Origin of the sequence: Bradyrhizobium liaoningense, assembly GCF_018130825.1 — a bacterium.
In the GTDB taxonomy this organism is placed as follows: domain Bacteria; phylum Pseudomonadota; class Alphaproteobacteria; order Rhizobiales; family Xanthobacteraceae; genus Bradyrhizobium; species Bradyrhizobium liaoningense_B.
In genome coordinates this window covers 203110-225645 of record NZ_JAFCJS010000005.1, presented here as the reverse complement: position 1 = coordinate 225645, position 22536 = coordinate 203110, and the positions used below count along the sequence as shown (strand labels likewise).

General features: G+C 64.9%; 21 protein-coding genes. 12 read left to right on the top strand and 9 right to left on the bottom strand.

Features of this window, described 5'->3' with window-relative positions; all coding sequences use genetic code 11:
- Window position 1: 1 nt before the first annotated feature.
- The 3 genes from JQ603_RS22900 (at window position 2) to JQ603_RS22890 (ending at window position 3402) form a co-directional block, all read left to right on the top strand.
- Window positions 2-1075, top strand: a complete 1074-nt coding sequence (locus JQ603_RS22900) for a branched-chain amino acid ABC transporter permease (protein ID WP_212342776.1) — start codon at window positions 2-4, stop codon at window positions 1073-1075.
- A 43-nt stretch (window positions 1076-1118) separates the two neighbouring features.
- Complete coding sequence (locus JQ603_RS22895) at window positions 1119-2402, top strand: ABC transporter substrate-binding protein (RefSeq protein WP_212342775.1); 1284 nt, start codon at window positions 1119-1121, stop codon at window positions 2400-2402.
- A gap of 160 nt (window positions 2403-2562) precedes the next feature.
- On the top strand, window positions 2563-3402 hold the full coding sequence (locus JQ603_RS22890) for an ABC transporter ATP-binding protein (RefSeq protein WP_212342770.1): 840 nt from the start codon (window positions 2563-2565) through the stop codon (window positions 3400-3402).
- Window positions 3403-3405: 3 nt separating this feature from the next.
- Here the strand turns inward: JQ603_RS22890 and JQ603_RS22885 are convergent, their stop codons facing one another.
- Window positions 3406-4557, bottom strand: coding sequence for an AGE family epimerase/isomerase (locus JQ603_RS22885; RefSeq protein ID WP_212342768.1), 1152 nt, complete (start codon window positions 4555-4557; stop codon window positions 3406-3408).
- Window positions 4558-4643: 86 nt separating this feature from the next.
- Between JQ603_RS22885 and JQ603_RS22880 the strand changes: the two genes are divergently transcribed.
- Complete coding sequence (locus JQ603_RS22880; protein ID WP_212342766.1) at window positions 4644-5867, top strand: phenylacetate--CoA ligase family protein; 1224 nt, start codon at window positions 4644-4646, stop codon at window positions 5865-5867.
- Here JQ603_RS22880 and JQ603_RS22875 read toward each other — a convergent pair.
- Genes JQ603_RS22875 through JQ603_RS22865 form a run of 3 tightly spaced genes read right to left on the bottom strand, consistent with a single transcriptional unit; the run spans window position 5864 to window position 8499 of the window.
- Window positions 5864-6961 carry a DegT/DnrJ/EryC1/StrS family aminotransferase gene (locus tag JQ603_RS22875; RefSeq protein ID WP_212342764.1) on the bottom strand — a complete coding sequence of 366 codons (1098 nt, stop codon included), beginning with the start codon at window positions 6959-6961 and terminating at the stop codon, window positions 5864-5866. The genes JQ603_RS22880 and JQ603_RS22875 overlap by 4 nt on opposite strands.
- A 12-nt stretch (window positions 6962-6973) precedes the next feature.
- Window positions 6974-7441 (bottom strand): acyltransferase, encoded by a 468-nt coding sequence (locus tag JQ603_RS22870; protein WP_212342762.1) that lies wholly within the window; start codon window positions 7439-7441, stop codon window positions 6974-6976.
- Window positions 7438-8499, bottom strand: coding sequence for a Gfo/Idh/MocA family protein (locus JQ603_RS22865; protein ID WP_212342760.1), 1062 nt, complete (start codon window positions 8497-8499; stop codon window positions 7438-7440). The genes JQ603_RS22870 and JQ603_RS22865 overlap by 4 nt, the downstream gene beginning before the upstream one ends.
- Window positions 8500-8876: 377 nt before the next feature.
- On the opposite strand from JQ603_RS22865, the gene JQ603_RS22860 reads away from it, so the two are divergent.
- The 7 genes from JQ603_RS22860 to JQ603_RS22830 are packed head-to-tail and all read left to right on the top strand — an operon-like array spanning window position 8877 to window position 16098.
- Window positions 8877-10253 (top strand): CBS domain-containing protein, encoded by a 1377-nt coding sequence (locus JQ603_RS22860; RefSeq protein WP_245003789.1) that lies wholly within the window; start codon window positions 8877-8879, stop codon window positions 10251-10253.
- A gap of 22 nt (window positions 10254-10275) precedes the next feature.
- Window positions 10276-12195, top strand: coding sequence for an N-acetylneuraminate synthase family protein (locus tag JQ603_RS22855; protein ID WP_245003788.1), 1920 nt, complete (start codon window positions 10276-10278; stop codon window positions 12193-12195).
- Window positions 12195-12884 (top strand): acylneuraminate cytidylyltransferase family protein, encoded by a 690-nt coding sequence (locus tag JQ603_RS22850; RefSeq protein WP_212342756.1) that lies wholly within the window; start codon window positions 12195-12197, stop codon window positions 12882-12884. Before JQ603_RS22855 ends, JQ603_RS22850 begins: the two co-directional genes overlap by 1 nt.
- A complete protein-coding gene (locus tag JQ603_RS22845; RefSeq protein WP_212342754.1) occupies window positions 12877-13641 on the top strand; it encodes an SDR family oxidoreductase in 765 nt (254 codons plus the stop codon). The genes JQ603_RS22850 and JQ603_RS22845 overlap by 8 nt, the downstream gene beginning before the upstream one ends.
- On the top strand, window positions 13638-14486 hold the full coding sequence (locus JQ603_RS22840) for a sugar phosphate isomerase/epimerase family protein (RefSeq protein ID WP_349630755.1): 849 nt from the start codon (window positions 13638-13640) through the stop codon (window positions 14484-14486). The genes JQ603_RS22845 and JQ603_RS22840 overlap by 4 nt, the downstream gene beginning before the upstream one ends.
- Complete coding sequence (locus tag JQ603_RS22835) at window positions 14483-15244, top strand: SDR family NAD(P)-dependent oxidoreductase (RefSeq protein WP_212342752.1); 762 nt, start codon at window positions 14483-14485, stop codon at window positions 15242-15244. The genes JQ603_RS22840 and JQ603_RS22835 overlap by 4 nt, the downstream gene beginning before the upstream one ends.
- 14 nt (window positions 15245-15258) lie before the next feature.
- Entirely contained in the window at window positions 15259-16098 is an 840-nt protein-coding gene (locus JQ603_RS22830; RefSeq protein ID WP_212342750.1) for an SDR family oxidoreductase, read from the top strand.
- An 11-nt stretch (window positions 16099-16109) separates the two neighbouring features.
- Here JQ603_RS22830 and JQ603_RS22825 read toward each other — a convergent pair whose 3' ends face one another.
- Genes JQ603_RS22825 through rfbF form a run of 4 tightly spaced genes read right to left on the bottom strand, consistent with a single transcriptional unit; the run spans window position 16110 to window position 20139 of the window.
- Entirely contained in the window at window positions 16110-17051 is a 942-nt protein-coding gene (locus tag JQ603_RS22825; RefSeq protein ID WP_212342748.1) for a hypothetical protein, read from the bottom strand.
- The gene (locus JQ603_RS22820) at window positions 17044-18285 is read right to left on the bottom strand and encodes a class I SAM-dependent methyltransferase (protein WP_245003787.1); all 1242 of its coding nucleotides are present in this window, start codon (window positions 18283-18285) and stop codon (window positions 17044-17046) included. The genes JQ603_RS22825 and JQ603_RS22820 overlap by 8 nt, the downstream gene beginning before the upstream one ends.
- Window positions 18286-18310: 25 nt before the next feature.
- Window positions 18311-19372 carry a CDP-glucose 4,6-dehydratase gene (gene rfbG / locus JQ603_RS22815; protein ID WP_212342744.1) on the bottom strand — a complete coding sequence of 354 codons (1062 nt, stop codon included), beginning with the start codon at window positions 19370-19372 and terminating at the stop codon, window positions 18311-18313.
- Window positions 19369-20139, bottom strand: coding sequence for a glucose-1-phosphate cytidylyltransferase (gene rfbF / locus JQ603_RS22810; protein ID WP_212342742.1), 771 nt, complete (start codon window positions 20137-20139; stop codon window positions 19369-19371). The genes rfbG and rfbF overlap by 4 nt, the downstream gene beginning before the upstream one ends.
- A 196-nt stretch (window positions 20140-20335) precedes the next feature.
- Here rfbF and JQ603_RS22805 point away from each other — a divergent pair, with 196 nt between their 5' ends.
- Window positions 20336-21274 carry a glycosyltransferase family 2 protein gene (locus JQ603_RS22805; protein ID WP_212342740.1) on the top strand — a complete coding sequence of 313 codons (939 nt, stop codon included), beginning with the start codon at window positions 20336-20338 and terminating at the stop codon, window positions 21272-21274.
- Window positions 21275-21304: 30 nt separating this feature from the next.
- Here JQ603_RS22805 and JQ603_RS22800 read toward each other — a convergent pair whose 3' ends face one another.
- A complete protein-coding gene (locus JQ603_RS22800) occupies window positions 21305-22528 on the bottom strand; it encodes a hypothetical protein (RefSeq protein WP_212342738.1) in 1224 nt (407 codons plus the stop codon).
- Between the last annotated feature and the right edge of the window lie 8 nt (window positions 22529-22536).

Genomic DNA, 22536 nt, shown 5'->3' with positions numbered 1-22536 from the left:
CATGGCCGGCCCTGCCCTCATCCCCGCTGGTGACTTCCGCACCTCCTACGCCGCGGACACCACGATCTTCCCGACCACCACCAGCCGCAACTTCGCGATCGCGGGCGTGCTGCTGCTCTGCCTCGCGCCGCAATTCTTCAGCGGATACTGGCTCAGCATCCTGATCCAGATCGGCATCTTCTCGATCGCGGCGCTCGGCCTCAACATCCTGGTCGGCTTCACCGGCCAGATCTCGATCGGGCACGCTGCCTTCTTCCTGCTCGGCGCCTTCACTTCGGCCTACATCTCCAACAACGCGCCGATCCCGGTGTTCTTCGCGATCCCGCTCGCGGGGGTCGTGACCGCGCTGGTCGGCCTGATCTTCGGTATCCCGGCGGCGCGGTTGAAGGGTCTCTATCTCGTCATCGCGACGCTGGCCGCGCAATACATCCTGCTCGACTTCTTCTCGCGCGCCGAATGGTTCTCCGGCGGATCGGTGCCGGCAAGCGCCGAGCCGTTCTCGATCTTCGGCTACACGCTGCGCGGCGACAGGCAATATTTCTACGTCGTGCTGGCCTATGTGCTGTTGAGCTACATCCTCGTCACCAACCTGATGCGCACGCGCGACGGCCGCGCGCTGGTGGCGATCCGCGACCATTACCTCTCCGCGGAGATCATGGGCATCAATCTCACCAAGTACCGCACCCTGTCGTTCGGCCTCGCCGCCTTCTTCGCCGGCATCGCCGGCGCGCTCTACGCGCACTATCAGCTCGTGGTCTCCCAGGAGGGCTTCGGCATCGAGCGCTCGATCCTGTTCCTGGCCATGATCATCATCGGCGGCACCGGCTCGATCATGGGTACGCTGATGGGCACCGCCTTCGTGGTGCTGCTGCCCGAGGGGATGGAGTTCATCAGCCACTATTTGAAGGGCGGCGCGATCGACAAGGCGCTGTCGCTCAACACCAACATCACCTTCCTGCGCGAGATCGCGATCGGGGTGATCATCATCGCGTTCCTGATGTTCGAGCCGGATGGGCTCGCGCATCGCTGGCGGCAGATCAAGGCGTACTGGAAACTCTACCCGTTCTCACACTGAGCGCGGCAATCTCACTTAAACAATAAACAGGAGGAACCGACCCATGAAGGCAAAATCACTTTTGAGCACCGCATCGCTCGTGGTCGCGATCGCAGCCTTTTCGGCAAGCGCGCAGGCGCAGATCGCGATCGGGCATCTCGCCGATTATTCCGGCGGCACCTCCGACGTCGGCACCCCCTTCGGCCAGGCCGTCGCCGACACCTTTGCCTGGGTCAACAAGAACGGCGGCGTCGGCGGCAAGCAGCTCAGCGTCGACACCAACGACTACGGCTACCAGGTGCCGCGCGCGATCGCGCTGTACAAGAAGTGGTCGGCGCCGGACAGCAAGGTCGCGGCGATCATGGGCTGGGGCACAGCCGATACCGAGGCGCTGACCGGCTTCCTCGCCCAAGACAAGATCCCCGACATGTCGGGCTCCTATGCCGCGGCGCTGACCGATCCCGAAGGTGTCAGCGGCAAGGCCAAACCCGCGCCCTACAATTTCTTCTACGGCCCGAGCTATTCGGACTCGCTGCGCGCGATGCTGATGTGGGCGGCCGAGGACTGGAAGGCCAAGGGCAAGTCCGGCAAGCCGAAATTCGTGCACATGGGCGCCAACCATCCCTATCCGAACGCACCGAAGGCCGCGGGCGAAGCCATGGCACAGGAGCTCGGCTTCGAGGTGCTGCCGCCGCTGGTGTTCGCGCTCACGCCGGGCGACTACAGCGCGCAGTGCCTGAGCCTGAAATCCTCGGGCGCCAACTACGCCTATCTCGGCAACACCGCGGCCTCCAACATCTCGGTGATGAAGGCCTGCAAGACCGCCGGCGTCGAGATCCAGTTCCTCGGCAATGTCTGGGGCATGGACGAGAACGCCGCCAAGACGGCCGGAGATTCCGCGAACGGCGTGATCTTCCCGCTGCGCACCGCGGTGAGCTGGGGCGGCGATGCGCCCGGCATGAAGACCGTGATGGAAATCTCCAAGATGTCCGACCCGACCGGCAAGGTCTATCGCCCGGTGCATTACATCGCGGCGGTCTGCTCGGCGCTGTACATGAAGGAGGCGCTCGATTGGGCCGCCAAGAACGGCGGCGCCACCGGCGAGAACGTCGCCAAGGGCTTCTATCAGAAGAAGGATTGGGTCCCGGCCGGCATGGAGGGTGTCTGCAATGCCTCGACCTGGACCGACAAGGACCACCGCGGCACGCTGAAGGTCGACCTCTACCGCACCAAGGTGTCAGGCGCGACCGACGGCGATCTCAACGACCTCATGGCCAAGGGCACGATCAAGCTCGAGAAGGTCAAGACCGTCGAGCTGCCGCGCAAGCCGGAACTGCTGGGCTGGTGAGCCCGGCTCTGACCACACGCACACTGTCATCCCCCGCCTTGTGCGCAGTGCGCACTGGAGCGGGGGATCCAGTACGCCGCGGCTTCTCCGTGAATCTTAGGCGTCTCTGGAATACTGGGTCGCCCGGTCAAGCCGGGCGACGACAGCGGAGTAACAAAGCATGACTGAGACCGCCGAAACCGTTCGCCCTTCTCCCAGCGTCGTGCCCGCGCCGCCTCTGCTTGGCGTGCGCAACATCGAGGTCGTCTATGACGACGTCATCCTGGTGCTGCGTGGCCTCAGCCTCGACGTACCCAAGGGCGCGATCGTGGCGCTGCTGGGGGCCAACGGCGCCGGCAAGTCGACCACGCTGAAGGCGATCTCGGGGCTGCTCAAGACCGAGGACGGCGAGGTCACACGCGGCGAGATCCTGTTCGAAGGCGAGCGCATCAACGGCATCGATCCCGACAAGATCGTCCGCCGCGGCATCTTTCAGGTGATGGAGGGCCGCCGCATCGTCGCCGACATGACCTCGCTGGAGAACCTCAAGCTCGGCGCCTTCACCCGCAGGGACCGCGAGGTCGATTCCGACCTCGACATGGTCTTCAACTATTTCCCACGCCTGAAGGAGCGCACCGGCCTTGCCGGTTACCTCTCCGGCGGCGAGCAGCAGATGCTCGCGATCGGCCGCGCGCTGATGGCGCGGCCGAAGATGATTTTGATGGACGAGCCGTCGATGGGCCTATCGCCGCTTCTCGTGAAAGAAGTCTTCTCCATCATCCAGAAGATCAACCGTGATCTCGGCGTCACCATCCTCCTGGTCGAGCAGAACGCGCGCGCCGCGCTGTCGGTGGCGAGCCACGGCTACATCATGGAGCAGGGCAAGGTCGTGCTCGACGGCACCGCCGACGAATTGCGCGACAACGAGGACGTCAAGGAGTTCTACCTCGGCGGCGCCGGCGACCAGCGCAAGAGCTTCAAGAACCTCAAGAGTTTCAAACGGCGCAAACGGTGGCTGTGAGATTCAACTCAGCACCTGCTCCGCTTCCGTGACTGCGCAGAGAACATGATAGAACGACGACGCAGGAATGGTGTCGACCAGCGACTTGCCGTCGCGATCGAACTGGTCGTACCAGCCGCCCCTGACGGGATGGCTGAGATAATGCCGTTCGAGCCGCACCAGCGCCGCGCGCGCCTCATCCGCCGCACCCGCCTCGCCGGACTCGGCCTGCGCGATCCACGCTTTTGCGATCTCGGTCTGCGGCCACAGCCGGCGCGTGCTGCGACGGATGTTGCCGGCCGCATCGCCCTCGTCGATCAGGCAGCCCGTCGCCTCGTCGCGATAGCGCAGCGCGGTCGCCAGCAGTTCCACGCGCCGCTGCCCTGTCGGACAACCCGTGATGCGTTCAAATCCCTTCAGCAGCCAGACCCATTCGGCCTGATGGCCCGGCTCGACACTGACCGGCTCGATCTTCGACCAGTCCTCCTCGAAATACTCCGACAAAACGTGCTTCTGCTTGTCGTAGAGGTTGGCGAGGAACAGCGCGAAGAACTCGCCGGCGCGGTTCTGGAACGACAGGTCGTGGGTCGCGTCGAAGCACGCGATCATCGCCTCGAACAGATGCATGTGCGGGTTCTGCCGGCGCGGCAGCGAGACCGGCAGACCTTCGTGCACGCCGCCATGCGGCGAGCGCAGATGGCCGTCGAGAAAGGCGAGCAGCGCGTCGATCTCGGCGCGAATTTGCGCATCCCTGTCGAGCGCGTAGACCGTCGCGAGCGCAAACAGGATGAAGGCGTGGTCATAGGCATCGCGCCGGCCGTCCAGCACCGCGCCCTCCGGCGTCAGCCGGTGCACATAGCCGGGCCTGCCGTCGGGCGCCTTGGCCTTCGCCAGCAGGTGCTCCAGCCCCTTCAGCGCGACGGCGCGCCCTTCCGGATACCAGCCCATCTGCGCCGCCTTGGCGTAGCAGTAGATCTGCCGCGCCTGCACGAACACGCGCCGCGGCGCGGCGGCATCCGCCGTGCCGTCGCGGTGCAGCCGGTCGATGAAGCCGCCCGTGGCATGATCCCAGCCGACCGTCGACCACAGCGGCATCGCGTCGTCGATCATGCGGCGTTTCAGGCGCGCGACGACGCCGGCCGTCTCCTCCGCCGCCACGATCGGTTCCTCCGCCATCTCGCTCTCTCCACGTCCCGACAATGGCCGTCTGATACCCATGCCAGCGGCGGCGTGCAACGGATGCCAACCCGGAAAGATCAGCCATGACCGCCCATTACGACGCCCTCGAGACGCGCGAGCAGGCTGCGCGCGAGGCCGAGCTGTTTTCGCGCCTGCCCGGCGTGCTGCGCAGCGCAATGACGGCGCCCGCCTATGCCGAGCGGCTGAAAGGCCTGGATCCGGACGCCGTGACCACGCGCGCAGCGCTGGCGCACCTGCCGGTGTTGCGCAAGTCGGAACTGCCGGCCCTGCACAAGGCCTCGGCGCCCTTCGGCGGCTTCGTGGCGGCGGCCCCAGGCTCGTTCGCGCGGCTCTTCACCTCCCCGGGGCCGATCTTCGAGCCGGAGGGCCGGCAGGCCGACCCATGGCGCGGTGCGCGGGCGCTGTTCGCGGCCGGGTTCCGGGAAGGCGACATCGTGCTCAACACATTCAGCTACCACCTCACGCCCGGCGGGTTCATCTTCGACTCGTCGGCGCGCGCACTGGGCTGCGCGGTGATCCCCGCGGGTCCCGGCGATGCCGAGCAGCAATTCGAGCTGATCGAAGCCTACCGTCCCGTCGGCTACAGCGGCACCCCGGACTTTTTGAAGATCCTGCTCGATGCCGCCGCGACCGCGGGCCGCGACGTCTCCTCGATCAAGCGCGCGCTGGTCTCGGGCGCGGCCTTCCCGCCCTCGCTCCAGGCCGAGATCAAGGCGCGCGGCATCGACGCCTACCAGGCCTTCGGTACCGCCGATCTCGGCCTCATCGCGTTCGAGACCGAGGCCCGTGAAGGTATGGTCGTGAACGAGGACCTCATCATGGAGATCGTCAGGCCCGGCACCGGCGATCCCGTGGCACCGGGCGACGTCGGCGAGATCGTGGTCACCTCGCTCGACCCGCACCATCCCTGGATCCGGCTTGCGCTCGGCGACCTCACTGCCGCGCTGCCGGGCACCAGCCCCTGCGGCCGCACCAACATGCGGATCAAGGGCTGGATGGGCCGCGCCGACCAGACCACCAAGGTCAAGGGCATGTTCGTCCGTCCCGAGCAGGTCGCCGAGATCGGCAAGCGCCATCCCGCGCTCGGCCGCCTGCGTCTCGTCGTCACGCGCCAGGGCGAAACCGACGCGATGACGCTGAAAGCGGAAACGACGGCGGCAAGCGAGGACCTCCGCGAGGAGATCGCGGGCACCTTGCGGGCGGTGACAAAGCTCGGCGGCGCGATCGAGCTGGTCGGCCCCGGCGCGCTGCCGAACGACGGCAAGGTGATCGCTGACGAGCGCTAAAATTTCCGGACGAGGTCGATCACCTCGTCCTGCTGCGCGCGCGTGATTTCCGCGAACATCGGCAGCGACAGGATTTGTCCCTGGTCGCGGTGTGCATTCGGAAACTCTTCGGCGCGATGGCCGAGCCGCTGATATGCGGCCAGGAACGGCAGCGCGGTTGGATAGTTGATGGCCGTTTGCACGCCATTGGCACCGAGATGCGCAGCCAGCGCGTCGCGCCGCGGATGGCGGATCGTATAGAGGTGATAGACGTGGCTGCGCTCGGGAGCGACGCTCGGCACCACCACATCCTCGATCTGATTGAGGCCGGCATCATAGGCCTTGGCCGCGTCCTGCCGCGCCTTGGTCCAGGCGGACAGATGCGGCAGCTTGGCCGAGAGGATTCCCGCCTGCAGGCCGTCGAGCCGGCTGTTGATGCCCTCGATCTGGTGTTGATGCTTCACGAGCCCGCCATGGCGCGCCACCATGGTCATGTACTCGGCCAGCGCGCTGTCATTCGTGACGACCGCGCCGGCATCCCCCATCGCGCCGAGATTCTTGCCCGGGTAAAACGAATAGGTCGCGGCCGCGCCGAAGGTGCCGACCATTTTTCCCTTGTAACGGGCCAGATGCGCCTGCGCGCAATCCTCGATCACCCACAATTTGTGTCTGGCTGCGATCGCCATGATCGCATCCATGTCGGCGGGCTGGCCATAGAGATGGACCGGGATGATGCCGACAGTACGCGGCGTGATCGCCGCCTCGATCGCCGCCGGATCAATCGTGAACGTGGTGTCGTCGGTATCGCAGAACACGACATCGGCGCCGGCGTGCGTAATCATCGCCGCGGTCGAAATCCAGGAATGAGCGGTCGTGATCACCTGGTCGCCGGGCTTCACCTTCAGCGCTTTCATGGCGAGGTAGAGCGCATCCGTTCCGTTGGCACAGGATACGCAATGCCTGACCTCGGCGGCCTCGGCAAACTCACGCTCGAAAGCATCGACGTAGCTGCCGCGAATGAATGCACTGCCGCTGATCACGCCGGCGATCGCCGCATCGATCTCGCTCTTTATCGTCTGATACTGCAGATTGAGATCGGCATAAGGCACGGCCATCGGTCCTGCTCCTCAACTTCCGCCCGACAGCCGGCGCGCCGGATTGCCCGCATAGGTGCCCGGTACCGTGATGTCCCTGGTCACCACGGAACCTGCGCCGATCACGACATCATCGGTGATCTTCACCGGCAGGATTGTCGCATTCGAACCGATCGACACGCGATTGCCAATGACGGTCTCTCGCCAAAGCTCCTTGCGTCCGCGCGCCGGTCCGCCGGTGGAGAATGTATCGTTGATGAACATCACGCCGTGACCGATGAAGCAGTCCTCGCCGATCGTCACCAGTTCGCAGACAAACGAATGCGATTGCACGCGCGTCCGCGCGCCGATCACCACGTCTTTCTGGATCTCGGTGAACGGACCGACGAAGCAGCCGTCGCCGATCTTGCAGCCATAGAGATTGCAAGGCTCGACGATCGTCACCTCCACACCGAAGGTGACGTCGCGAATGGCAGCGTTCTTTATGTCCGGCTTGTTCACAATGCGGCGCCCAGGCGGCTCAGGCGCGGTATGAACCGCAGCGGCACCTCAGCGCCGGTCTCGATCGATTCATACAGCGCGGAGATCAGTTCCAGGCTCTTGCGGCCCTCGAGCCCGTCGACCAGCGCGGCGCGCTGGTTCACCAGGCAATCGACCACATGGTGATAATAGGCCTGGTGGCCGAAGCCATAGACGTTGGGCGGATTGACCGAGAACTTCTCGACCACGTCCTTGTCGGACGGCAGCTCGTCGACGAAGCGCCAATGCCGGATCTGATTGACCGCGAAGCCGGAGATTTCCACCGTGCCCTTTTCTCCGAGGATCGAGAGCGATCCCTCCAGATCGGTCGGTCGCGCCGCCGTGGTGGCCTCGACAATTCCGAGAGCGCCGTTACGAAACTTCAAGGTCGCAACCGCAGTGTCCTCGGTCTCGATCTTCGCGAGCGCCGTCATCCCCCGCGCATGCACGCTGACGACGTCGCCGAAGAACCACTCCAGCATGTCGATGTGATGGCTCGCCTGGTTGGTGAGCACGCCGCCGTCATAGGCCCAGGTGCCGCGCCAGGCGTCCTGGTCGTAATAGGCCTGATCGCGGCACCAGCGCACGCGCACGGTGCCCAGGATCAACCTGCCGAAACGGCCGGCATCGAGCGCCTCGCGCGCCTTGACGACAGGAACATTGAAGCGGTTCTGCTTGACGATAAACATCTTCACGCCCGCCTGGTCGCAGGCGCGGATCATGTCGTCGGCATCCTGCAGCCGGAGCGCCATCGGCTTTTCGACCACGACGTGCTTGCCGGCCCTGGCGCAGGCAATGACGTGCGCCGGATGCAGACCGCTCGGCGTCAGCACCGCGACCGCGTCGATGTCCTTGCGGGCCAGAAAGTCGTCCATGTCGTAATCTGCAGGCACCCCGAACTTGCCGGCAATGGCATCGGCCCGCACGCGGACGGGATCGCAGACCGCAACGAGGCTCGCACCTTCTACGTGATTGCCGCCCAAGAGGTCGGAGTGGCGTTTGGCAATTCGCCCGCAGCCGAGCAGCCCAAATCTAATCATGCAGAGCCTTCATCATACCGGTAGACGCCGGTGATCGCGGACGGGGCCGGCCGAGGCAAAGGCCGACCTTCCGCAAGTGCCAGGCTCGTCAAATACAGGCAAAGCAGACGGCAAGGCAAGGCGGAGCCGCAGGCTGGGCAGGTCGAACCGTCCCGGCCATGCCGTGGTGCAAGCATCCGGGGCAGGACACCGCGAGCGGTCCGCAACGCCCCTTGGCGAAGCCGGTTCCGGCGTTGATAAGCCCATTTGCGACGCGCAGACGCTCGATTCCGGGAAACTTGCATGATCCGCCCCCCTGCCGTATCTAACGACTCGAAAAGGCGGCTCGCCGCGGGGTTAAGGACCTGAAATTCCTTCCCCTTTTTGGATCCATAGCATTGGCAGAAACGAGCCACCTCACCATCGCCGAAACCGAGACCATTGAGGAAGCCTTCCGGCGCCTCAACGCCAACATGCTCGGGATCCTCTTCGCGCAGGATGTGGCCGGACGAATCGTCGGCGCGGTGACCGATGGCGACATCCGCCGGCGAATGCTGACGGGCCTCACGATCCACGACCAGGTGGCAGCCTGCATCAACCGCAACTTCGTCTCGGCGCAGGCCGGAGGACCGCGGGAACAGATCCTCAAGCTGCTCGACCAGCGCGTGCACGTCGTGCCCATCCTCGATATCGAGGGCCGGCTGGTCGACGTGTTCAGCCGCGAGCTGTTCAACCTGTCGGAGGAGAGCGAGGTTTTCGCGCGCGCTCGCTCGCCAGTCCGCATCTCCTTCTCCGGCGGCGGCACCGATCTGACGCACTACTTCGTCGCCAATGACGGCGGCGCGGTGATCAGCGCCACGATCAAGATGTACGCGCATGCAACCTTGCGGCGCCGGAGCGATCCCCGCATCCGGATCTATTCGCACGATTTTCGCCGCACGGTCGAGGCCGACAGTCTCGCCGAGCTCGGCACGGGCGGCGATCTCGCCCTGATCAAATCGGTGGTGCGCCTGATCAAGCCGACCTACGGGTTCGAGCTCGAAGTCTCCGCCGACTTTCCGGTCGGCTCCGGCCTCGGCGGCTCGGCGGTGGTCTCCTCCGCCATCATCGGCTGCTTCAACGAATTTCGCAGCGACCAATGGGATCGCCACGAGATCGCGGAAATGGCGTTCCAGGCCGAGCGGTTGATGCTCAACATTCCCGGCGGGTGGCAGGATCAATACGCCACCGTGTTCGGCGGCTTCAACCACATGGAGTTCTCCTCCGACCAGAACACCATCGTACCGTTGCGGCTCGACCCCAACATCATCGCCGAGCTCGAGGAGAGCCTCGTGCTCTGCTACACCGGCGCGGGCCGCGACTCCGGCGCGATCCATCGCGACCAGAAGGCGCAGCACGAGACGACCGACGCGGTGAGCGCCGCCGCCAAGCAGAAGGAGGTGACGCGCGAGATCCGCAAGCATCTCCTGCGCGGCCGGCTGCTGGAATGCGGGCGCCTCATCGACGAAGCCTGGCACGCCAAGCGCAAGCTCAGCTCCAAGATCTCCTCCGGCGAACTCGACGCCCTCTACGATTTCGCCAAATCGCACGGCGCCGTCGGCGGCAAGCTGCTGGGCGCAGGCGGCGGCGGCTACTTCCTGTTCTTCGTGCGTCCGTTCGAGCGCTACCAGCTCATCGCGGCGCTGGAACAGCAGGGACACAGCTGCGCGCGCATCATGTTCGAGGAAAATGGACTGCGGACATGGAAATCGCGCCTTCCGGCGCGATCCGCCTGACGCGTGTGAGACGAGAATGTTGATGACACCGCCCAAACAGCCTGCCCCAGTCCGCATCGGCAACCACCTCCTGGGCGAGGGCGAGCCCTGCTACGTCATCGCCGAGATCGGCAACAACCATAACGGCGATTTCGACCGCGCCATCGCACTGGTCGACGCCGCGGTCGCGGCCGGCGCAGATTGCGCCAAATTCCAGATGCGCAAGCTCGACGAGGTCTATCGCGCCTCCTCGCTCTCCGGAAAGGACGACGACCTCGCCGTCGAGTACACGCTCGACCTGCTCCGCCGCTTCGAGCTGACGACGGAGCAGCAGAAGAAGATCGCCGACTACTGCGCCTCGAAGGGCATTCAATATCTCTGCACGCCCTGGGACGCGAAGAGCGTCGCGGTGCTCGAAGGTTTCGGCGTGCAGGCCTACAAGGTTGCTTCTGCCGATTTGACCAACCTGCCCCTGCTCGCCCGGCTCGCCGCGACCGGCAAGACGCTGATCGTCTCGACCGGCATGAGCACCACGGACGAGATCAAGACCGCGGCGAAATTCCTCGACGACCGCAACGCCGGCTACGTGCTGCTGCACTGCCAGAGCACCTATCCCGCAGCGCTGCACAACATCCATCTGCGCTTCATGGGGACGCTGCGCGAGATCCACCCGGTCGTCGGCTATTCCGGCCATGAGCGCGGCACCGCGGTGTCGACCGCGGCCGTCGCCCTCGGTGCCGTCGTGATCGAGCGCCACATCACGCTCGACCGCGAGATGGAAGGCCCGGACCATGCCGCGAGCCTGGAGCCGGAGGAGTTCAAGGCACTCGTCGCCGGCATTCGCGAGGTGGAAGCGGCGCGCGGCGAGAAGCTCGCCGAGCGCGCGCTCAGCCAGGGCGAGCTGATCAACCGCGAAAACCTCGCCAAGAGCCTCGTCGCGGCTCGCGACATCGAAGCCGGCACGGTCATCTCCGATGACGACATCGCCGTGAAGAGCCCGGGCCAGGGTCTGTCGCCGCTGAAGATGCCGGCGCTGATCGGCAGGACGCTCAAGCGCAGGATGTCGGCCGACGACTATTTCTTCCAGAGCGACCTCGACGAGGGCGCCGCGAAGGCCCGACGCTACCGCTTCGACCGGCCCTGGGGCGTCCCGGTGCGCTATCACGACACCGAGCGCTTTCTCGAGATCTGCGAGCCCGACATCATCGAATTCCATCTCAGCTACAGCGACATGGAGCGCGACCCGGCGGCCTATCTCTCCGGCACCTACGATATCGGCTTCGTCGTGCACGCACCGGAACTGTTCGCCGGCTCCAAGCTGATGGACCTCGCAACGCCCGACGAGGCGCTGCGCCGCTATTCGCTCGAGCAGACCCAGGCGGTGATCGACATCACCCGCGGCCTGAAGAAGTTCTTTCCCAAGACCAAACGTCCGCCGATCGTCGCCAATATCGGCGGCTTCACCATGGACGAGCCGCTGCCCCCGGAAGAGAAGGCCGAGCGCTACCGCATTTTCGCGCAGAGCCTGAAGGAGCTCGACATGGACGGCGTCGAGCTGACGCCGCAGACGATGGCGCCCTTCCCCTGGCATTTCGGCGGCCAGCGTCACCAGAACATCTTCATCTTCCCGGACGAGTCGGCCGCGTTCTGCGCCAAGCACGATTTGCGCATGTGCGTGGACATCTCGCACACCAAGCTCGCCGCCAATCATTTCGGCTTCGACTTCGCCCAAGGCCTCGCCCAGCTCGGTCCGCATACCGCGCACCTGCATTTCGGCGACGCCAAGGGGCTCGACGGCGAAGGCCTGCAGGTCGGCGAAGGCGAGATCGACTTCGACGAGATCGGACGGGTGCTGCGCAAGCACGCGCCCACCGCATCCTTCATTCCCGAGATCTGGCAGGGCCACAAGAACATGGGCGAAGGCTTCTGGACCGCGCTCGAGCGCCTCGAGGGACACATCTGATGGCGCGCAAGACGCTGGCCGTGATCGCCGCACGCGGCGGCTCCAAAGGCATCCCGCACAAGAACCTGCTCGATCTCTGCGGCAAGCCGCTGCTCGCCTGGACGGTCGAGCAGGCGCGCGCCGCGCAAGGCGTCGACGTGGTGGCGGTCTCGTCCGACAGCGACCGAATTCTGGAAGCGGCGGAAGCCGCAGGCGCGGTGGGCGTGCTGCGCCCCGACGACATTTCGGGCGACCTCGCCTCCTCCGAATCCGCCTGGTTGCACGCGCTCGAGGCCATCGACGAGCGGATGGGACGTTTCGAGCGCATCGTCGCGCTGCAGGCGACCTCGCCGATCCGCGAGCCGGGCGACATCGAGGCGGCGCTTGCGACCTTCGATCGCGAACATCTGGACAGCCTGCTCTCGGTTTGCGAGGTCGAGGACTATTTCAACTGGCGCATCGGCCAGAACGGGCCGGAGCCGATCAACTACGACTATCGCAACCGCCGCATGCGGCAGCAGATCGAGAAGCGTTATCTGGAGAACGGCTCGTTCTACGTGTTGATTCCTTCGCTCCTGCGCGAGCAGAACAACCGTCTCGGCGGCAAGATCGGCTTTCACGTGATGGAGCGCCACAAGATGTTCCAGATCGACCGCCCGGAGGACGTCAAGCTCTGCGGCGCCATCATGCGCAGTTACGGCTATGCCTGATCTCAGCGCCTTCTCCCTTGTCGGCAAGATCGCCGTCGTCACCGGCGCCTCGCGCGGCATTGGTGCTGCGATCGCGGCCGGCCTCAAGGAGGCCGGCGCCACGGTGTTCGGCCTCAGCCGTTCCGGGACCGCACCGCTGGGCATTATTGCGATGGCCTGCGATCTCTCCGACGATGCCGCGATCGGACGCGCTTTCGACGCCATCGCGGCGCAAGGCGGACGTATCGACGCATTGGTCAACGCGGCCGGCATCAGCCTTCCCCCGCAGGGCGCCGAAAGCGAGCTCGCGCGCTTCCGCGCCACCGTCGCGACCGACCTCACCGGCGTCTACGCCACGATCCTTGCCGCCTATCCGCTGCTCAAGACCACGGGCTCGGCCGCGATCATCAACGTCACCAGCATCAATTCGATCCGCGGGTTCCCCGGCAATCCCGGTTACGTCGCGGCGAAAGCGGGCCTCGCCGGGCTGACGCGCGCGCTCGCCGCCGACTATGCGAGCGACGGCATCCGCGTCAACGCGCTGGCGCCCGGTTACGTCGCGACCGAGATGACCGCGAAGAGTTTTGCCGATCCCGCCATGCACGAAGACCGGCGCCGCCACACCATGCTCGGCCGCTGGGGGCAACCCGCCGACATGATCGGCGCCGCCATCTTCCTGGCGTCGGACGCCTCGGCCTACGTCACCGGCCAGGAGATCTTCGTCGACGGCGGCTGGACCGCCAAGGGCCTCGCCATCAGCTCGGATAGCAAGTCGTGACCGCAACATTGCAACGCATCGGCTTCATGCAGGGACGCCTGTCGGCACTGGTCGACGGCAAGATCCAGGCGTTCCCGTGGGATGAATGGCGAGAGGAATTTCCCCGCGCCAAGGCGCTCGGCCTGACGCGGATGGAATGGACCATCGATCAGGAACGGCTGCGGGAAAATCCGCTCACGACCGAAGCCGGCCAGGCGGAGATCATCGCCCTGGCGCGCGAGAACGGCCTGCGCATTCCGAGCCTGACGGGGGACTGCTTCATGCAGGCACCGTTCTGGAAGGTCGACGCCGTCGTGCGCGACGCGCTCGTCAACGATCTCGATCTGCTGATTGCCGCCTGCAGCCGGATCGGCATCGAGTTCGTCGTGATCCCGCTGGTCGACAACGGCAAGATCGAACGCGAGAGCGAGAGCGACACGCTCAAGCGGGTGCTGATCGCCCGCCGCGAACAGCTTGTCAGACAGAACGTCAAGATCGTCTTCGAATCCGATCTGCCGCCGCGCGATCTCGCCCGCTTCATGGAGGCGTTTCCGGCCGACGTCTTCGGCATCAATTACGACAGCGGCAACAGCGCCTCGCTCGGCTATGACAGCGCCGAGGAGATCGAGGCTTATGCGCCGCGCATTCTCAATGTGCACGTAAAGGACCGCGTTCGCGGCGGCACCACCGTGCCGCTCGGCACCGGCAACGCCGATCTCGCCAAGACGATCCGGCTGATCGAGCGGTCCGGCTACAAAGGGCAGTACATCCTGCAAACCGCACGCGCCGCCGACGGCGACCATGCCGGCGCGCTCGCCAGATATCGCGACATGACGGTCGGCTGGATCGAGGACGCGGCGCGATGAAGCTCGAGCTGGAAGGCCGCGTCGCTCTCGTCACCGGCGCCAGCCGCGGCATCGGCCTTGCCATTGCCGCTGCACTTACCGCGGAGGGAGCGAAGGTCGCGCTGGCTGCACGCGGCTCGGATGCGCTGAACGCGGCGCACGCGGCCATCGGCGGACAGAGCTCGATTCATATCGCCGACGTCACCGATCCCGCCGCCGCCGCGGCACTGATCCAGGATGTCGAGCAGCAGTGGGGCCGCCTCGACGTCCTCGTCTGCAACGTCGGCAGCGGCGCCTCCGTCCCGCCGGGCAAGGAAACCGCGGTGGAATGGTCGCGGGTGATGGACCTCAACCTCTTCGCCACCACCAACACGATCGAGGCCGCGCGGCCGCTGATGGCGCGCGGCAACGGCGACCGGTCCATCATCTGCATCTCTTCAATCGCCGGCATGGCGGCGCTCGGCGCGCCCGTGACCTACTATGCCGCCAAGGCGGCGCTGAATGCGACCGTGCGCGGACTGGCGCGGCCGCTGGCGCTCGAGGGCATCCGTATCAATGCCGTCGCCCCAGGCAATATCCTCGCCGGGGAAGGGACCTGGGCGCGCAAGCTCGCCGAGAACAAGGCCGCGGTCGAGGACATGCTTGCGCGCGAGGTGGCGCTGCGCCGGCTCGGCAAGCCTGAGGAGATCGCCGACCTCGTCGCGTTCCTTGCCTCGCCCCGCGCCGCCTTCATCACCGGCAGCGTCATGGTCGCCGATGGCGGCCAATTGCGCAGCTGAACAGGAGTCTCCCGATGGCAAGCCTCTCCTCGCGCTATGACCTCGCCGGACGCACCGCGCTCGTGACCGGCGCCGGCGGCCTGCTCGGGCGGCAGCATGTCGCCGCGCTCTCCGAAGCGGGCGCGCGTGTCGTCGTCACCGAAATCGGCCTCGCGCAGGCCGAGGCGGCAGTCGCCGCATTGAAACAGGCCACGCCCTCCGCCGATCTGATCGCGCTCGCGCTCGATGTCACCGCGCATGACTCGGTGCGTGCCGCGAGCGATCAGCTCGCGGGCCGCGGCATCACCGTCGACATCCTCGTCAACAACGCCGCGATCGATCCGAAGGTGACCTCGAGCCCCGGCGTCATGCACTCCTCGCGCTTCGAAGCGTTCCCGGTGCCGCAATGGCAGACCGAGATCGCGGTGGGCCTGACCGGGGCGATGCTGTGCGCCCAGGAGTTCGGCGGCCAGATGGCCCGGCGTGGCCGCGGCGTGATCCTCAACATCGCTTCCGATCTCGGCGTGATCGCGCCGGACCAGCGGCTCTACCGCCAGCCGCATGTGACGCGCGAGGAGGAGCAGCCGGTGAAGCCCGTGACGTACTCGGTGATCAAGCACGGGCTGATCGGCCTGACGAAATATCTGGCGACCTACTGGGCCGACCACGGCGTGCGGGTCAACGCGATCTCGCCGGGCGGCGTCTTCAACAACCAGGATCCCGCCTTCGTGGAACGCCTCACCCGCCTGATCCCGATGGGGCGAATGGCCGAGGTCGACGAATATCGCGCCGCGGTCCAGTTCCTCTGCTCGGATGCGTCGAGCTACATGACCGGGCAGAACCTGGTGATGGATGGCGGGCGGAGCGTGTGGTAGTTGCGCACAGCTCAGGACGCGGATACTCGGCGGGAGACCGCCTCGACCTGCGCCCATAGCGCGATGATCTTGCGCTGACGCAGCGCGTGGTCCGCATCGGCCTCGCCGAGCGAGCGGCACAATAGCGCCAGCACGTCGACCCTGGGATCGCGGAGGTTCATCGAGCTCCGCTGGACCGACGAAAACGGGTCAAGCTGGTCGACGATCGTGAGATCGCTCTTCCCGCGCCGTCCGGCCGCGATGCTAAAGCATGCATGCGGCGCGCGACTATCGATGCGTAGCGCAAATGACGGCAGGCCTTTGGCAGTGAACACGGCATCCCATGACGATGTCTCGGCGTCCGACGGCCCCGCGAGCATCGACGTCGCCACGTCGTCGTAACCGAGCTCTGCAAGAAGCGCGATCAGATGGATGCCGTAGAAGCGGAGAGCACCGCCGCCGCTGGCGTCGAACCGCTTCCAGTTCGTCAGATTGGCGCGGTAGTGATGCGCCATGAAGCTCCAGTCCAGCGAAAGGCCATCGGTTCCTTCGCCGAGCACCGCGCGAAGCCGCTCTGCCCACGGCATGAAACGAAAGGTGTAGCCGACGCGATAGCGCTTGCCGCTGCGCTCGAATGCCTCGATGAGCTGCGCCGCGAGCTGCGGCGTCGGCGCGACCGGCTTCTCCAGGATCAGCTCGCGGATGTCGGGCATGTCTGCCAGCCGCGCCATCCAGCCGGCCTGATCGGCAGGGCGAAGCGCGACCACCGCACCGCTCGCCTGTGCCAACGCCTCCTCGGTGCCGGGACACCAGGCCACCTCGGGCACATATTGGGCGAGCTCGCTTCGCCCACCGACCACCGCACGATAGCGCTCCGGCAGCGCCACCTTCATTCCGCACTCGATCAGCGCAGGCAGATATCCATACATCCCGAAACCCGATCCGAGGATCGTGAAAACGGGCGCCTCAGGCATGGAAATCGTCCGCGCCGAGCACGTCGATCACCGGCCCCTTGTATCCGTTGTCCTGGAGATACTGGCGGATCTCGCGCGAGATGTGCCAGGCGAGATTGAGCAATGGCTTGCCCTGGTCGCCATGCGCGAACAATTCGTCGTCGGACACGATCGGAATGCGCGTGCCCGGCACGTAGTGGCCGATCTTGATCGAGCCCGGCTTTTCGTGGACCGCGACGATCTCCTTTTCCGTCAGGCCGAGCAGCTTGACCAGGATGGCCGCGCGGCCCGGAAACGCCTTGGCCCTGACTGGACCATGTGCCGCGATGATCTTCTTCAGCTCTTCGCCCTTGCGCGCCTTCCAGAGCTCGACGTCGCGCGCGAGCTGGGCGAACTCGGCCTGGAAATTGTTTTCGCGTGCGACGATCTCGGCTGCGACGGCATCGCTCTTCGCCGCGTGTCCGAGAATGACGCGGATGTTGCCGCCATAGCGCGCGGGAAACTCGACATTGACGATGTCGAGGCCAAGCGATCTCGCGATGAAGCTGAACGATTTGTACGAATAGGTCCGCGGATGCTCGTGGTAGAAGGTGTCGAACTGATGCCGGTCCAGCACTGCACCGAGATAGTGGTTCTCGATCACGATCACCGTCTCGGGCCCGAGCAGCGCCTTCAGCGCCGCAAGCACGCCGTTCAGATCCTCGATATGCGCGAACACGTTGGTGAAGGTGATGATGTCGGGCGTGCCGACGGCGCGACGGATCTCGGCCGCGGTCTCGGTGCTGAGATAGTTCTGCACCACGAAATGGCCCTTCGCGGCGGCGTCCTGCGCCGCGCCGGTCGGCTCGATGCCGGCCGTTGTCGCACCGGCCTCGCGGAAGAAATCCAGCAGGCTGCCGTCGTTGCAACCGATGTCGAGCGCGATCTTGCCGGTCAGGGGTCCCATCCGCTCCCGGCAGGTCGCCACGAGACCCTTCATCCCCGAGAGCACGTCGGCGGTGAAGCGTGAGCGGTAATGATAGTCCTTGGGGAAAAGGTCCTCTTTCGGAACCTGGAAGCGCTGATGGCCGGTGGCGCAAGTCGGGCAGAAATCGATCTGGATTGGATATTCGCGGCACTGGCGCGAATCGCCGACCGCCACCAGGTCGTCGCACAGGGGATGCAGGCCGAGATCGAGCACCGGCACGAGCTTGTCGCTGCCGCAGACCTCGCAACTCTTGATCTCGGTAAGCGGTCTCGTCGACGTGGTGGCCATCATATTGATCCGATTTGAAAGGCGGCTAGTCCCGCTTTGTGTCCATGAAAGCGTCGATCTGGTCAACCATCACCGGCTTGACCGCGGCGCCCTGCTCGAACGCCTTGTACCACTCCACCACGGCGGAGGCGGCACGATCGAGCCCCCAACGCGGCGTCCAGCCGAGATGAGTCCGCGCCTTGGAACTGTCCAGTGACAGCAGCCGCGCCTCGTGCGGATGCTGCCCCGGTTGCGGCATCTGCTGCGGCGGAACACCCCACAGCAGCGCGAGGCGGTCCACCAGCCAGCGCACCGTGCGCACGCTATCGGCGTCGGGGCCGAAATTCCATTCGCTGGAGAAGGCAGCCGGATCGCGCCACAGATGCTCGGCGAGCAGAATGTAGCCCGACAGCGGCTCGAGCACGTGCTGCCAGGGCCGCACGGCCTCGGGATTGCGGACCGGCACCGGCTGCCCGTCGCGGATCGCGGCGATCACATCGGGAATGAGACGATCCTGCGCCCAGTCGCCGCCACCGATCACGTTGCCCGCGCGGGCGCTGGCGAACCCGATCCGGCGGGTTCCGCTGAAGAATGAGGACCGATACGCCGCCGTGACCAGTTCCGCACAGGCCTTGCTGCTGGAATAGGGGTCCTTGCCGCCGAGCGGATCCGTCTCGCGGTAGCCCCAGACCCACTCCTTGTTGTCGTAGCACTTGTCACTCGTGACGTTGACCACCACGCGCACGCCGGAAGTCCGCACCGCCTCGAAGACGTGCACGGTGCCCATGACGTTGGTTGCATAGGTGCCGACCGGATCGTCATAGGATGCCCGCACGATCGCCTGCGCGGCCATGTGAAACACGATCTCGGGCTGGAACCGGTCGAACACCGCCTTGACCGCGAGTGGATCGCGGATATCGGCGAACACCGACACGATGTCCTGCGCCGTCTGCGCCAGATCGAACAGGTTGGGCGTCGTCGACGGCGGCAGCGCGAGACCTGCGACCTCGGCGCCGAGATGCCGCAACCACGCGACCAGCCAACCACCCTTGAAGCCAGTGTGCCCGGTGACGAGAACACGCTTGCCGCTCCAGAAGCCGGGATTCATTGCCAGCGCTTCCAGGGCGCCTGCCCGCTATCCCAGAGCTGCTCCAGGTGCACCTTGTCCCGCAGGGTGTCCATTGCCTCCCAGAAGCCGGTATGACGGTAGGCCGCGAGCTGCCCGTCCTCCGACAGGCGCTTGAGCGGCTCCTGCTCCCAGATGGTGGCGTCGTCCCCGAGATAGTCGAAGATCGCCGGCTCCAGCACGAAGAAGCCACCGTTGATCCAGCGGCCGTCACCGCGCGGCTTCTCCTCGAAATGCCTGACCACGTCGTCGCCGATATCGAGCGCGCCGAAACGCGCCGGAGGCTGGATCGCGGTCACCGTCGCGTGACGCCCGTGAGAACGATGAAACTCCCGCAGCGCACCGATATCGACGTCCGCGAGACCGTCGCCATAGGTCATGCAGAACGTCTCGTTGCCGACATAGTCCTTGACGCGCTTGAGCCGGCCGCCGGTCATGGTGTTGAGGCCGGTGTCGACCAAAGTCACCTTCCAGTGCTCGGCGAACTTGTTGTGCACTTCCATCGCGTTGTTGGCGAGGTCGAACGTCACGTCCGCCATATGCAGGAAGTAGTTCGCGAAATATTCCTTGATGACGTAGGACTTGTAGCCGCAGCAGATGATGAATTCGTCGATACCATGCGACGAGAAGATCTTCATGATGTGCCAGAGGATCGGCTTGCCGCCGATCTCGATCATGGGTTTCGGCTTGATGTGGCTCTCTTCGGTGATGCGAGTCCCGAATCCACCTGCCAGAATCACGGCCTTCATGTTCATACCCGTCCAGCAGAAAAGATCACATCAGAACGATTAGCGCAGTCTTGTCAACAAGATCGGGCCCTGCCGCCCTTTCGGGAGCGGTTGAAGTTGTCAGCCTACCTGCTAAAGAAAACGATTGAAAGATGGCAACCCCACCACCGAACGCGCCATTCGTCCGATTCCGCCCCACGGACGTCCAGGAGGATTGATGCGGAAGAAGATCAGCCTTGTGACACCCTGCTACAACGAGGAGGCTGGAATCCGCGAGTGCTACGCGGCGGTCAAGGATATCTTCGACCGTGAGCTTCCGGATTACGAGCGCGAGCACATCTTCTGCGACAACGCCTCGAGCGACCGGACCGTGGAAATTCTCAAGGAGATCGCAGCCGAGGACCCCTCGGTGAAGGTCATTGTGAACTCCCGGAACTTCGGCGTGTTGAGGAACACCTACAACGGCGTGCTGGCCTCGACCGGCGATGCCACCGTGCTGTTCATGCCCGCGGATTTGCAGGATCCGCCGTCGCTGATCCCGACTTTCGTCAAGCACTGGGAACAAGGCTACGAGATCGTATTCGGCATCCGGGCCCGGCGCGAAGAGCCTCTCCTGAGCCGAACCGCGCGGCATCTCTACTACAAGATGATCAGCCGCATGTCCTATGTCGACTATCCGGCCGACGTCGGCGACTACCAGCTCGTCGACCGCAAGGTGCTGGACGCCATGAAGCAATTCGAAGACGTCCAGCCCTTCATGCGAATGATGCCGTTCGAATGCGGCTTTCGCTCGATCGGCGTGCCCTACACCTGGCTGGCGCGCAAGCACGGCATCTCCCGCAACCGGCTGTCGAGCCTGATCGACCAGGGGCTGCTCGGCGCCATCAGCTTCTCGACCGTGCCGCTACGTGCCGCGTTCTTCTTCGGACTGATCATCTCGTCGCTGAGCTTCGCCTATGCGTTCGTCGTGTTCCTGCTCAAGATGGCCGGCTTCGACATCGGTCCGCACGGCATCCCCACGATCGTCATCGGCCTGTTCTTCTTCGGTGGCGTGCAGTTGTTTTTCCTCGGCGTGCTCGGCGAATATATCGTCGCGATCTTCAACCAGGTCCGGCGACGGCCGATCGTGGTCGAGCGCGAACGGATCAATTTCTGACCGACCTGACGTCTGGTGACGTCCGGGTCTTCAGTGCCCGTCGGCCATCGAGGAGTCCCGGGCGGTCGTCACGCCCGGGTCTAAAGCGCCCGTTTCCAGCAATTTTCCGAGCGCTTCGCTGGCCACGAAAGCAAGCGCAGTCAGCGCAGGTATGATCAGTCGCGTCTCGGAAAAGTCGGCGATCACAAAGACGATCCCCACATGGATCAGACCTGCCGGAAGGACGACGGCCATCGTCCGCGTCAATGTGAACGTCCTCACAATCACGATCGCGAGGACGGGACTGGCGATCGCCACTGCGAGCTTCATGGTGAGCAGATTGACGACGAGCTTGGAGAAATAATCCCCGTGCGTGATCAGGAATGATCTGAAATCCGTTCCGGGGTGCATCCAGATCAGAACCTTCGGCACGGCTATCGAAATGCCGACGAGCAGGCCAAACAGGCCCCATTCCTTCAGCGTCGGCCATCGCCGCTCGAAAGCGGCAAGACTCAGAAGCACGAATGCCGAAGCGAACACGACGTCGGTACGCCCGAAACTGATGATCAACCCCGAAATGATTGCGGCTGGATACCGACGCGACACCAGCAGAAAGAGCTGCCAGAACAATCCGCCCGCGATGAAGACGGGCCCCATGCGTCCCGGATAGATCGCGATCTGGGTGTAGAACGCGAAAGTCAGCAGACACAGCCATGACGCCGTCGGCGAAAGCAGCAGCGTCGCCAGTGCAAATACCGCAAGGAACGACAGCGAATCGAACATGTAGTTCGCGACGATGTGGGTATGAAACGTCGAGCCTCCCCGGGTGTGGTCGTCGCCAAGGACCTGGACGTAAACCTCGGTGATCCTGGCGATCAACGGCCGGATGACGCCCTCAACGGCATCGACATGGGCAAATTCGCGCTCGTGATCGAGGCTGAATTGCAGCCGCTCGCGCAGCAGGTTGGCTTCGTGCGCGGTGATGGACAGCGCAAGACAGCAACAAACGAGCATCCCCAGCACGACCGGATTGAAGAAACTCCTTCGAACCTTGAAGAGCAGCACGAGCGGAACGAGAGCCGCACACACGAAGAAGGCTATTCCGGCATATCGCAGCACGCCAGGCAGAAACCTGTCGGATATGTCGGCCCACCACCAGGCGATGACCAGAACGTTCGAGATGCCCCAGAATCCCATCACCAGGCCAAGGGATGGAGACTTCATGCGCTCGTCGAAATTCAGCAATCGGCCAGAACCGCCGAGCGATGACAGCATTGACCCGC